Source organism: Micromonospora sp. BL1, assembly GCF_003667485.1.
GTDB lineage: Bacteria > Actinomycetota > Actinomycetes > Mycobacteriales > Micromonosporaceae > Micromonospora > Micromonospora tulbaghiae.
Genome location: NZ_RCVK01000174.1, coordinates 1 through 12,211, shown reverse-complemented (window position 1 = coordinate 12,211; position 12,211 = coordinate 1). Strand labels below are relative to the sequence as shown.

Below are 12,211 nucleotides of genomic sequence, written 5' to 3'. Positions count from 1 at the left end.
GGAGTTCGTGTCCGGAAGCGCGCGCGATCCCGCCGCAAACTCCTTGATCACCGCCCGAGAGGCCGGGGAGGCCGGGGAGGCCGGGTGGAGGTAAGGGTGGGTTTTGGGGAAAACGGCCCGGTTCGGTGCCTCTGTGGCGTGTGATCGGTTGTGACACCAGCGTGTTCTGCGCGCTGTCACCTCGACCGGGAGTACGCGTGCTCGTCCTGCTGATCGTGCACCTGGTGGCGGCGCTGCTCGCCCCGCTGCTGGTCCGCCGGTGGGGCCCGCGCGCCTGCCTGCTGCTCGCGCTCGCCCCGGCCGCCACAGCGGTCTGGGCGGCGGCGCACACCGCTGACGTACGCGACGGCGGTGAGGTGGTCGAGACGTACTCCTGGATCTCGCAGCTCCAGCTCGACGTGGCGCTGCGGGTCACCACGTTGTCCTGGCTGATGCTGCTGCTCGTCGGCGGCGTCGGCGCGCTGGTGCTGGTCTACTCCGCCCGCTACTTCCCGCCCGGGTCGGTCGGGCTGGCCCGGTTCGCCGCCGTCATGGTCGCCTTCGCCGGGGCCATGCTCGGCCTCGTCGTCTCCGACGACCTGCTGCTGCTCTACGTCTTCTGGGAACTGACCACGGTCTTCTCCTACCTGCTCATCGGGCACAGCACCGAGCGCCGCTCCAGCCGGTGGGCCGCCGCGCAGGCGCTCACCGTGACCACGCTGGGCGGGCTGGCCATGCTCGTCGGGTTCCTGCTGCTCGGCCACCACGCCGGGGGCTACCGGTGGTCGGAGGTGGCCGCCGCGCCGCTGCCCGGCGGCGGATACCTGACCGTCGCGGTGCTGCTCATCCTCGCCGGGGCGCTGGCGAAGTCCGCGGTGTTCCCGTTCAACGCCTGGCTGCCGGTGGCGATGGCCGCCCCGACGCCGGTGAGCGCGTACCTGCACGCGGCGGCGATGGTGAAGGCCGGCATCTTCCTCATCGGACTGCTCGGCCCGGTGCTCGCCCCGGTCGACGGGTGGCGGCCGGTCACGGTGGTCGCCGGCCTGGTCACGCTCGTCATCGGCGGGTGGGCGGCACTACGGCAGACCGACCTGAAGCTGCTGCTGGCGTACGGGACGGTCAGCCAGCTCGGCCTGCTCACCGTGGTGTTCGGCGCGGGCACCCCGAAGGCGGCGCTGGCCGGCGTGGCGATGCTGGCCGCACACGCCCTGTTCAAGGCGGCGCTGTTCCTGGTCGTCGGCATCCTCGACCACGAGGCCGGCACCCGTGACCTGCGGGAGCTGTCCGGGGTCAGGCGGACCGCGCCGGTGCTGGCCGTCGTCGCCACGCTGGCCGCCGCCTCGATGGCCGGGGTGCCGCCGCTGCTCGGGTTCGTCGGGAAGGAGGCGGCGCTCGCCGCGTTCACCGGCGATCCACTGGTCCTGATCGTGCTGGTGGTCGGCAGCGCGCTCACCGTCGCGTACAGCATCCGGTTCCTCTGGGGCGCGTTCGGCGCCCGGCCCGGTGTGCCGGACACCGAGCTGGCCCGGCCGCCCGCCGCGATGCTCGTGCCCCCGGCGCTGCTCGCCGTGGCCGGGCTCGCCGCCGGTCCGGCCGCCGGGTGGCTGAGCGGCCTGTTCGAGCCGTACGCCGAGCTGTTCGGGCCGGTCGAGGAGCACCTGGCGCTCTGGCACGGACCCACGGCGGCGCTCGGCCTGTCCGCCCTCGTGCTGGCCGGCGGTGTGGTGCTGCACCTGATCCGCGGCCCGCTGGCGCCCGCGCTGGCGCGGCTGCGCTCGCCGGTGAACGGCAACCAGGGGTACGAGTGGGTGACGCACGGATTCGACCGGCTCGCCATCGAGGTCACCGGCGCCACCCAGCGGGGTTCCCTGCCGCAGTACCTCGGCACCGTGCTGCTCGTGCTGGTGTTCGTGCCGGGCGGGGCGATGCTCGCCACCGCGCCGTGGCGGGTCGACCTGGCGCCCTGGGACAACCCGGCCCAGCTCGTGGTCTGCGTGGTGATCGCGGTCGCCGCGCTGCTCGCGGTCGGCGCGCGCCGCCGGCTCACCGCGATGCTGCTCGTCGGCGTGACCGGTTACGGCACCGCGATGATGTTCGTCCTCTACGGCGCGCCGGACGTGGCGCTGACGCAGTTCCTGGTGGAGACCGCGACGATCGCGGTGTTCGTGCTGGTGCTGCGGCGGCTGCCGGAGCGCTTCTCGGCCCGCCCGCTGCGCCGCAGCCGCTGGGTCCGGCGCGGCATCGGGATCGCCGCCGGCGTCGTGATGGCCGGCCTGGCGCTGGCCGCGGCCGGAGCGCGGCGGGCGCCGTCGATCTCCGCCGACTTCCCGGACCTGGCCCTGGTCGAGGGGTACGGCCGCAACGTCGTGAACGTGACGCTCGTCGACATCCGGGCGTGGGACACGATGGGGGAGATCTCGGTGCTCGTGGTGACCGCGACCGGCGTGGCCAGCCTGATCTACGAGCGTTCCCGCACCGGGCCGCGTCCCCGCCGTCCCCAGCCGGTCGCGTTGCGCGCCGGCGACCGGCGCACGGTGTGGCTGCGCGGCGGGCAGACGCTGCCGGAGCGGCGGCGCTCGATCGTGTTCGAGGTGGTCACCCGGCTGATCTTCCACACCGTGCTGGTCTTCTCGCTGTTCCTGCTCTTCTCCGGGCACAACGCCCCCGGCGGCGGCTTCGCGGGCGGGCTGGTCGCCGGCCTTGCGCTGGCCCTGCGTTACCTGGCCGGCGGCCGGTACGAGCTGGCCGAGGCGGCGCCGGTCGGGGCCGGCACGGTGCTCGGCGCGGGTCTGGGCATCTCGGTCGGCAGCGGCGTGCTGGGCCTGGCGCTCACCGGCGAGGTGCTCCAGAGCGTGAAGGTCAACCTGTGGCTGCCGGCGATCGGTGACTTCTACCTGGTCACGTCGCTGTTCTTCGACATCGGCGTCTACCTGGTGGTGGTCGGGCTGGTGCTGGACATCCTGCGGAGCCTGGGCGCCGAGGTGGACCGGCACGTGGAGGCCGCGGGCGAGGCCGGGCGAGGTCTGGTCGTCCAGCGGGACGGCCCACCATGACGAGGGGGGCGGCCGGGCCGACGCTGGTGCTGGTGCTGGCGGTCGGGGTGCTCGTCGCCGCCGGTGTGACGCTGCTGCTGGAACGCAGCCTGACCCGGATCCTGCTCGGCATCATCCTGCTCGGCAACGGCGTGAACCTGCTCATCCTGCTCGGCGGGCGGGCCGGCGCCGCACCGCTCGTGGGCTCCACCTCGCCGGGCGCGATGAGCGACGCGCTGCCGCAGGCCATGGTGCTCACCGCCGTGGTGATCACGTTCGGGCTGACCGCGTTCCTGCTCGCCGTCGCCTACCGGAGCTGGTACACCAGCGGCGACGACGAGGTGCAGGACGACCTGGAGGACCGGCAGATCGTCCGGCTCGCCGAGAGCAACGAGGTGTCCACGGCGGACCTCGGCGGCGAGGGCCCGGACGACGACCCGGAGCAGGTGGATCCGGAGCCGGCCCGCCGGCGGTTGCGCCGGGACGGGGAGCCCCAGTGAGCGCGAGGAGTGAGCCGGGTCTGCGAGCCCCGCAGTCGCGAACGGAGATGGCGCCGTGAGTGCCCTCATGCCGCTTCCGGTGGTGGTGCCGCTGCTCGGCGCGGCGCTCACCCTGCTGCTGTCCGGGCGGCCCGGGTTGCAGCGGTGGGTGAGTGTGCTCTGCCTGTCCAGCGTCCTGGTGGTGGCGGCGGTGCTGCTGGTGCAGGCGTACCGGTTCGGGCCGGTGGTGGTGCAGGTGGGCGGCTGGCCGGCGCCGGTGGGCATCGTGCTGGTGGCGGACCAGTTGGCGGCGCTGATGGTGCTCGTCTCCTCGGCGGTGACGTTGTGCGTGCTGCTCTACTCGATCGGCCAGGGCCGGGGGGAGACCGGGGAGACCGCGCCGGTGAGCATCTTCCACCCCACGTACCTGGTGCTGACCGCGGGCGTGACGAACGCCTTCCTGGCCGGGGACCTGTTCAACCTCTTCGTCGGCTTCGAGATCCTGCTGGCCGCGAGCTTCGTGCTGATCACGCTGGGCGGCACCGAGGTGCGGTTGCGGACCGGGTCGACGTACGTGGTGGTCAGCATCCTGTCGTCGCTGCTGTTCCTGTCCGCCGTGGGGCTGGTGTACGCGGCCACCGGCACGCTGAACATGGCGCAGCTCGCCGGCCGGCTGGACGCGCTGCCGTCGGGCGTACGCCTGACCCTGCAACTGACGCTGCTGCTCGCGTTCGGGATCAAGGCGGCGGTGTTCCCGCTGTCGGCGTGGCTGCCGGACAGCTACCCGACCGCGCCCGCCCCGGTGACGGCGGTCTTCGCGGGCCTGCTCACCAAGGTCGGCGTGTACGCGATCATCCGCACCGAGACGCTGCTGTTCCCCGGCGGGCAGGTCGCCACGCTGCTGATGGTGGTGGCCGGGCTGACCATGGTGGTCGGCATCCTCGGCGCGGTCGCCCAGTCGGACCTGAAACGGCTGTTGTCCTTCACGCTGGTCAGCCACATCGGCTACATGATCTTCGGGGTGGCGCTGAGCAGCGTCGCCGGCCTGTCCGGGGCGATCTTCTACGTGGTGCACCACATCACCATCCAGACCACGCTGTTCCTGGTCGCCGGCCTGGTCGAGGAACGCGCGGGCAGCACCGACCTGCGCCGGATCGGCGGCCTGGCGCGGATCGCCCCGATGCTCGGCGTGCTCTTCTTCGTCCCGGCGATGAACCTCGCCGGCATCCCGCCGTTCTCCGGGTTCCTCGGCAAGCTCGGCCTGCTCCAGGCCGGCGTGGCGGCCGGCGGCACGCTGCCCGCCGTGCTGGTCGCGGCCGGCACGCTGACCAGCCTGCTCACGCTCTACGCCGCCTCCCGGGTGTGGAACATCGCGTTCTGGCGGGAGCCCCGGCTGGCCACCGCCACCCCGCCGGCCCGGCTGCCCGGGCTGATGGTCGGGGCGACCACCGCCCTGGTGGCGCTGGGCGTGCTGTTCACGCTGCTGGCCGGGCCGCTGTTCCAGGTCACCGCGGACGCGGCCACCGACCTGCGCGAGCGCACCCCGTACGTGCGGGCGGTCCTGCCCCGGGACGTGCCGTGACCGACGACCTGCCCCCGGGCGCGGGGGCGACCGGTGAGCCTGCGGGCGTACCCCGGGCCGCGCCCGCACCGGACGCGCCGGCACCGACGGTCGGCCGGGGTGGGCGGCGGCGGGACCAGGCGGTCGCGCTCGCCTGGCTGGTCGTCGCGTGGATGATGCTGTGGGGCGACGTGTCCTGGGGCAACCTGTTCGCCGGCCTGGTGGTCGGCGTGGCAGTGCTGCTGTTCTTCCCGCTGCCGCCGGTCACGTTCGGCGGCCGGGTACGCCCCCGCGCGCTGCTGGTGTTCGCTGCCACGTTCGTCGCGGAGCTGGTCAGCGCCAGCCTGCACGTGGCCGCCGTGGCGCTGCGCTTCGGCTACCGCCCACGCGGCGCGATCATCGCGGTGCCGCTGCGCGTGCGCACCGATCTCAACCTGGCGCTCACCGCCGAGGTGATCTCGCTGGTGCCGGGCACGCTGATCCTCGACGTCGACCGGGCCGAGGGCGTGCTCTACGTGCACCTGCTCGACGTGCGCGGACCCGAGGACATCACCGCCAGCCGCGAGCGCGTGCTCGCCGTCGAGCGGCGCATCGTGCGCGCCATCGGATCTCCCGACGAGGTACGCCGGCTCGACATCGAACCCGTGGAACGGAGGAACCACCAGTGACAGTCCTGCTCGCCGTCGCGCTCACCGTGCTGCTCTCGGCCACCGCGCTGCTCGCCCTGGCCCGGATCTACCGCGGCCCGTCCCTGCTCGACCGGGTCGTCGGCGCCGACCTGCTGCTGTCGGCGATGCTCGCCGCGGTGGGGGCGGAGGCCGCGGTGAACCGGCACGCCACCACTCTGCCCGTCCTGGTGGTGCTCTCCCTGCTCGGCTTCATCGGGTCGGTGTCGCTGGTGCGCTTCGCGGTCCGGGCCGAAGCGTGAGCGCGAGGAGTGAGCCGGGTTTGCGAGCCCCGCAGTCGCGAACGAAAGGAGGCTCAGCCTGATGGCCGGGGCGGTCGCGGACTGGGTGGGTGGCTTCCTGCTGCTGGCCGGGGCGGCGCTGGCCCTGGTCGCCGGCATCGGGCTGGTGCGCTTCCCGGACGTCCTGGACCGGATGCACGCGGCCACCAAGCCCCAGGTGCTGGGCGTCCTGCTGCTGCTGGCCGGGCTGGCGCTGCGCCTGCGTACCCCCTCGGATCTGGGCATGCTGGTCCTGGTGGCGATCTTCCAGCTCTCCACCGCGCCGGTGGCCGCGCAGATGATCGGCCGGGCCGCGTACCGCTCCGGGCGGGTCGACCGCACGCTGCTGGACGCCGACGAACTGGCCGGGCGCTGAACCGGACGTGCGGGAGGCTTCCCGGCACCCTCAGCGAACATCCAGCGGCCCCCGATAAAATGGGCGGCATGATCGACTCTCCTGCCCCGGAGGGCAGCAGTAGCCGGCCGGGTCATACCCGGCGAATTCCCTCCCCGACGACCCCGGGAGCCCTGAACCTCCCGTGTTGATCCTCGTCGGTCTCCTTCTCATCACCGTCCTCACCGCCGCCACCGGTTACTTCGTGGCCCAGGAGTTCGGTTACGTCGCCGTGGACCGGGGCAAGCTCAAGCAGCTCGCCGACGGTGGCGACCGTGCCGCGGCCCGGGCCCTGGAGGTGACCGGGCGGCTCTCGTTCATGCTGTCCGGCGCGCAGCTCGGCATCACCGTGACCGCCCTGCTGGTCGGTTACGTCGCCGAGCCGTACCTGGGTGCCGGGCTGGCCGACCTGCTCGGCCTGGCCGGGTTGTCCACCTCGGTGTCGCTGCCGCTGTCGGTGGCCCTCGCCCTGATCATCGCCACAGTGGTGCAGATGGTCCTCGGCGAGCTGGCCCCGAAGAACCTGGCCATCGCGCGGGCCGAGCCGCTCGCCCGCGCGCTGTCCCGGTCCACCCTGATGTACCTGAAGATCGCCGGTCCGCTGATCACGCTGTTCGACCGGGCCGCCGTACGGCTGCTCCGCCGGGTCGGCATCGAGCCGATCGAGGAGCTGCCCAGCGGCGCCACCCCGCAGGACCTGGAACAGATCATCGCCGAGTCCCGGGAGGAGGGGCATCTCGACGCCGAGATGTCCGACCTGCTGGACCGGGGTCTGGACTTCCGGGAGCTGACCGCCGGGGAGGCGATGGTGCCCCGGGTCGACGTGCACACCGTCCGGGCCGACGAGCCGGTCAGCCGGATCGTCGAGCTGCTGGACACCGGCCACTCCCGGTTCCCGGTCAGCGGCGCCGAGGGCGTCGACGACCTGATCGGCGTGGTCGGCATCGCCGACGTGCTCGGGGTGCCCCCGGCGCAGCGCGCGACCACCCGGGTCGACGCGGTGGCCGTACCCCCGTTGCTGGTGCCCGAGACGCTGCCGCTGCCGACGGTGCTGGACCGCCTGCGGTCCGGGCACCGGCAGCTCGCCTGCGTGGTCGACGAGTACGGCGGCTTCGCCGGCGTGATCACGCTGGAGGACCTGGCCGAGGAGCTGGTCGGGCCGATCCGCGACGAGGACGACCCGCCGGACCGCGCCGCGGCGCGGCAGGAGGACGGCTCCTGGGTGGTCCCGGCGCGCTGGCGCATCGACGAGGTCGCCGACAGCACCGGCATCGAACTGCCGGAGGCGCCCGAGTACGACACGCTCTCCGGTCTGGTGATGCGTGAGCTGGGCCGGGTGCCCGAGGTCGGTGACCGGCTGGAGATCCCGGTCGCCACGGACGGCGACGGGCCGGCCGGCGGCCGGCGGGTGCTGGTCGAGGTGCTGGCCGTGGACCGGCACGTGGCCGACTCGGTGCGGCTGCGGCCGACCGCCGACGTGTCCGGGGAGGGTGCCGCATGAGCCCCGGGTTCGCGTTGATCTTCTCCGGGGTGCTGCTGGCGCTCAACGGGTTCTTCGTGGCCGCCGAGTTCGCGCTCGTCGCGGCCAAGCGGTACCGGCTGGAACAGGCGGCGGCCGGCGGCGGCCGGGCGGCCCGCGCGGCGCTGGACGGCGTCCGCGAGCTGAGCCTCATGCTGGCCGGCGCGCAGCTCGGCATCACGCTGTGCACGCTGGGTCTGGGCGCGCTGGCCGAGCCGGCCATCGAGCACCTGCTCAGCCCGCTGCTGCACGCGGTCGGCCTGCCCGCCGCCGCCAGTCACGTGGTGGCGCTGGTGTTCGCGCTGTCGCTCGTGACGTTCCTGCACCTGGTGGTGGGCGAGATGGCCCCGAAGTCGTGGGCGATCACCGACGCGGAGCGTTCGGCGATGCTGCTGGCGCTGCCGTTCCGGGCGTTCGCCCGGATCGTCCGGCCGGTGCTGTCCCTGCTCAACGGGCTCGCGAACGCGATGTTGCGCCTGTTCGGGGTGCAGCAGCAGGACCAGCTGGCGCAGGTGCACGGCCCGGACGAGCTGCGCATCCTGCTGGAGCAGTCCCGGGAGCACGGGCTGCTCGGCGCCGAGCAGCACCAGTTGCTCAGCAGCATGCTGGAGCTCCAGGGCACCACAGTCGCCCAGGTGATGGAGCCGTTCGACCGGATCGTGACGGTGGGCCGGGGCGAGACCGCCGAGCGGATCGAGCACGTGTCCCGCGACAGCGGCCGCTCCCGGCTGGCGGTGGTCGACAGCGGTGGCGAGGTGTGCGGCCTGGTGCACGTACGCGAGGCGGTGCGCGCCGTCACCACCGGCCGCCCGGCGACCGCGGAGGAGTTGATGACCAACGCCTTCACGTTGCCGGCCGAGGCGTCGGTGACCGAGGCGGTGGCCGCGATGCGGGCGCAGCAGGCGCAGCTCGCGCTGGTGAGCAACGGCGGTGGGCCGACCCGGCCGATCGGGTTCGTCGCGCTGGAGGACCTCCTGGAGGAGGTCATCGGGGAGTTCGACGACGAGACCGACCCGGTGCCGCGAGGCCGCCGGATGCGCTGACCGTCATGCCGCCGACCCGGCGGGGTGGAACACCACCTCGGCCGGGCCGGCGTCCGTTCCGGCCTGGCATGGCCGGGCGGGCAGCGGGAAAGCCCCCGGCATGCGGTTGACCGGCGTGTCGCGGGACTCCGCCTGGACCGGGCTCTCGGTGAGCACCACGGTGCCCAACCCGAGCACCCGGCCGGGCCTGCGCCTGCCGGGCCGGGTGACGTTGAGCGCCGGCGGCTCGGACGTGCCGGTCCGGCACATCCGGCTGGGGCTGGTGACCCAGGTCGAGCCGGAGGACCCGGAGGCGCCGCGCCGCCTGGTGCAGTTCCAGACGTGGACGATCGCGGGACGGTTCGTGGTGCCGGCCGGGCGGCGGCGGGCGGTCGACTTCGCCGTGCCGCTGCCCTGGGAGTCGCCGGTGACCACGTACGGCGGGGTGCCGTTGCTGAGCCTGCGTACCGGGCTGCGCACCGAGGTGTCGGTGGACCCGGAGGTGGACCAGGGCGCGATGGTGCCGGTGCTGATCCACCCGCTGCCCACCCAGGAGCACGTGCTCGCCGCGCTGGACACGCTCGGCTTCGCGATCCGGCAGGCGGGGCTGCGTGAGGGACGGCTGCCGGGGGTGGAGCAGACGTTGCCGTTCCAGCAGTGGTACGGGTTCTGGGCCGCGCCGCTCTACGCCGGGCCGATGACCGAACTCGAAGTGATCATGATGACCGACCCGGCCGGTATGGAGGTGCTGCTCTGGGTGGACCGGCGGCTCTCCCTCGCCGGGATCACCCACCAGAGCATCAGCCGGTTCCGGGTCTGGCACGCCGGGGCCGACCAGCGCGACTGGGTGGCCACAGTGGACGGCTGGCTGCGGCACGCCGTCGACCGGCACGCGGCGGCCGCCGCGCACGCCGACTGGTCCGTCACGATCCGCGAGTCGGCGCATGTCAGCCGCCGCCCCGACCGGCCCGTCGCGCCGGGCTACGGGCTCGGTGGGACGGCCGGCGGCGCGGGCATCGGCGGTGGTGGCGGAGGCGGCGACGGCACCTGACCGCGCCGCCGGTCAGCCGGCGGCGAGCTTGAGGCTGAAGCCGAGGAACAGCACCGCGACCGCCGTGGTGCCGCTCGCGGCGAGCCGGCGGCGCTGCCGGAACTGGGCCGCCAGGTACGTGCCGGTGAAGATCAGCACGGTCAGGTAGATCGCGCTGGCGACCTGTGCGATCAGCCCGAGCAGCAGGAAGGACAGCGCCGGCCACGCGTACCCGGGGTCGACGAACTGGATGAAGAACGAGACGAAGAACAGGATCGCCTTCGGGTTGAGCAGGCTGATCACCAGCGCCCGCCGGAACGGCTCCCGCTGTTCCGCCGGCTCCACCTCGTCGATCAGGCGCGGCGTGGCCGGGTCGTTGCGGTCGCGCCAGCGCCGCCACGCGCCGCGCAGCATGGCCAGCCCCAGATACCCGAGGTACGCCGCGCCGGCGTACTTGATCACCAGGTAGAGCGGCGGGTACGCCTGGAGCAGCGAGGCGACCCCGGCGGCGGACAGGACCATCAGCACCGCGTCGCCGACGAACACCCCGGCGGCGGCCCGGTAACCGGTGGCCACGCCCCGGCGGGCGGCGGTGGCCAGCACGAAGAGCGAGTTCGGCCCGGGCAGCAGCACGATGGCCACGGTGCCCAGCACGTACGTCCAGATGTCGGTGATCCCCAGCACGCCGGACATCATGACGCCGCGCCCGCCGTCGGGCGAAGCCTTTCCCACAGGCTGACCTGTGCCTTCGGCCACTCCTGCGCGAGCATCGAGTACTGCACGGTGTCCCGCCAGGAGCCGTCGGCGCGTTGCTTGTGCTGCCGCAGCACGCCCTCCCGGCTCGCGCCGAGCCGTGCGATCGCCCGCTGCGAGCGCTCGTTGCGGATGTCGGTGTGCCACACCACGCGGACCGCGTCCAGGTCGTCGAAGGCCCGGCCCAGCAGGAGCAGCTTCGCCTCGGTGTTGACGCCGGTACGCCACCACGGGCGGCCCAGCCAGGTGTAGCCGATCGCCAGTGACCGGCGGACCGGGTCGATCTCGTAGTAGGAGGTCGTGCCGATCACCCCGCCGGTGACCGCACAGCGCTGCGTCCAGCACACCTGCTCGCCGCGCTCCTGCGCGTCCAGGTAACCGGCGACCACCCGGCGCATCTCGGCGGCGTCGGCCGGCTGCGTGCCGCCCAGGTGCCGCCAGACCTCCGGGTCGGCGGTGGCGGCGTACAGCTCGTCGGCGTGGGCGAGGTCGAGCGGCTCCAGCACGACGTGCTCACCGCGCAGCACCGCCGGCTCGTGCCACGGCGAGCGGGCCGCCCGCAGGTACGCAGGCACCGGCGCGGCCACACCGGGCGCCGGTTCGGGGCGGCCGGGCGTGAGCCGCAGTGGCACCACACCGGCCCAGTACGGCAGCGCCTCGTCGGCCGGCTCGTCGTTGACGCCGCCGGTGCGCACCCGTACCGACACCTCGCGCAGCGGCAGCGCCAGCACGGCCGTCTCGGCCAGCTCACGCCGGTTCGGCGGGCGGCTGTCGCCGGACCGGCCGGCGGCCACTTTCTCCACCAGCGCGGTCATCACCGCGGCCTTCTCGCCGGGGTCGTCGACCAGCCGGGCGGTGCCGTGCGCCACCACCGACCGGTAGTTGGCGCTGTGGTGGAACTGGGAGCGGGCGTAGATCAGCCCGTCGAGGTGGGTGACCGCGACGCAGACCGGCAGCCCGGCCTCGCCCCGGGCGGCGAGCAGCGGCCGGCTGCCGGTGGACCCGTGCAGGTAGAGCGTGTCGCCGAGGCGGACGTGCAGCGTCGGCAGGACGCGCGGCTCACCGTCGACTGTGAACGCCAGCGCGCAGTGGTACGCCTCGTCGAGCAGCGCGTGGGCGGTCGCCCGGTCGTAGTGCATCCGGTCGCGGACGCGGCTGGCGGTGGTGCGTTCGGTCGGGGGGTACACGTGACATCCCACCTTCGTGCTAGTACAATCTCCGAACTGTGGCAGCACATTATCAGATCGTCGGTTCCACCTCAGCCGCGATTTCGGCAAGCGTCGAATCCGGCATCCGCACCGGTGACCTCGCCCCGGGCGACGCCCTGCCCGCCGTCCGGGCGCTCGCCGCCGACCTCGGCGTCAGCCCGGCCACCGTCGCGAAGGCGTACCAGGAACTGCGGCAGCGCGGCCTGGTCGCGACCGCCGGCCGGCACGGCACCCGGGTCCGCCCCCGCCCGCCGGTCGCCGCCCGCCGCTCCGCGCTGCTGCCCCCGC

12 protein-coding genes are annotated in these 12,211 nt (G+C 73.7%); 10 read left to right on the top strand and 2 right to left on the bottom strand.

What is annotated here, in order from left to right; all coding sequences use genetic code 11:
* Positions 1–197: 197 nt before the first annotated feature.
* The 9 genes from EAD96_RS07030 (at position 198) to EAD96_RS06990 (ending at position 9,983) form a co-directional block, all read left to right on the top strand.
* Positions 198–3,032, top strand: coding sequence for a Na+/H+ antiporter subunit A (locus EAD96_RS07030; RefSeq protein WP_121683670.1), 2,835 nt, complete (start codon positions 198–200; stop codon positions 3,030–3,032).
* Positions 3,029–3,511 (top strand): Na(+)/H(+) antiporter subunit C, encoded by a 483-nt coding sequence (locus EAD96_RS07025; protein WP_121683669.1) that lies wholly within the window; start codon positions 3,029–3,031, stop codon positions 3,509–3,511. The genes EAD96_RS07030 and EAD96_RS07025 overlap by 4 nt, the downstream gene beginning before the upstream one ends.
* Before the next feature lie 55 nt (positions 3,512–3,566).
* Entirely contained in the window at positions 3,567–5,072 is a 1,506-nt protein-coding gene (locus EAD96_RS07020; RefSeq protein ID WP_121683668.1) for a Na+/H+ antiporter subunit D, read from the top strand.
* Positions 5,069–5,719: a Na+/H+ antiporter subunit E gene (locus tag EAD96_RS07015; RefSeq protein WP_121683667.1), complete on the top strand. Its 651-nt coding sequence runs from the start codon at positions 5,069–5,071 to the stop codon at positions 5,717–5,719. The genes EAD96_RS07020 and EAD96_RS07015 overlap by 4 nt, the downstream gene beginning before the upstream one ends.
* Positions 5,716–5,979 carry a monovalent cation/H+ antiporter complex subunit F gene (locus tag EAD96_RS07010; protein ID WP_013284715.1) on the top strand — a complete coding sequence of 88 codons (264 nt, stop codon included), beginning with the start codon at positions 5,716–5,718 and terminating at the stop codon, positions 5,977–5,979. Before EAD96_RS07015 ends, EAD96_RS07010 begins: the two co-directional genes overlap by 4 nt.
* Positions 5,980–6,040: 61 nt before the next feature.
* On the top strand, positions 6,041–6,373 hold the full coding sequence (gene mnhG / locus EAD96_RS07005; RefSeq protein WP_121683666.1) for a monovalent cation/H(+) antiporter subunit G: 333 nt from the start codon (positions 6,041–6,043) through the stop codon (positions 6,371–6,373).
* Between the two features lie 163 nt (positions 6,374–6,536).
* Positions 6,537–7,892, top strand: a complete 1,356-nt coding sequence (locus EAD96_RS07000) for a hemolysin family protein (RefSeq protein ID WP_121683665.1) — start codon at positions 6,537–6,539, stop codon at positions 7,890–7,892.
* Positions 7,889–8,953, top strand: coding sequence for a hemolysin family protein (locus EAD96_RS06995; RefSeq protein WP_121683664.1), 1,065 nt, complete (start codon positions 7,889–7,891; stop codon positions 8,951–8,953). The genes EAD96_RS07000 and EAD96_RS06995 overlap by 4 nt, the downstream gene beginning before the upstream one ends.
* A gap of 100 nt (positions 8,954–9,053) precedes the next feature.
* Positions 9,054–9,983, top strand: a complete 930-nt coding sequence (locus EAD96_RS06990) for a sporulation protein (RefSeq protein WP_121683663.1) — start codon at positions 9,054–9,056, stop codon at positions 9,981–9,983.
* A gap of 12 nt (positions 9,984–9,995) precedes the next feature.
* Here EAD96_RS06990 and leuE read toward each other — a convergent pair whose 3' ends face one another.
* Positions 9,996–10,658, bottom strand: coding sequence for a leucine efflux protein LeuE (leuE, locus tag EAD96_RS06985; protein WP_120571072.1), 663 nt, complete (start codon positions 10,656–10,658; stop codon positions 9,996–9,998).
* Positions 10,655–11,902, bottom strand: coding sequence for a bifunctional pyridoxamine 5'-phosphate oxidase family protein/GNAT family N-acetyltransferase (locus EAD96_RS06980; protein WP_121683662.1), 1,248 nt, complete (start codon positions 11,900–11,902; stop codon positions 10,655–10,657). Before EAD96_RS06980 ends, leuE begins: the two co-directional genes overlap by 4 nt.
* A gap of 38 nt (positions 11,903–11,940) precedes the next feature.
* Here EAD96_RS06980 and EAD96_RS06975 point away from each other — a divergent pair.
* Positions 11,941–12,211: GntR family transcriptional regulator (locus EAD96_RS06975; protein WP_121683661.1), on the top strand; the 271-nt coding region annotated here is incomplete at its 3' end.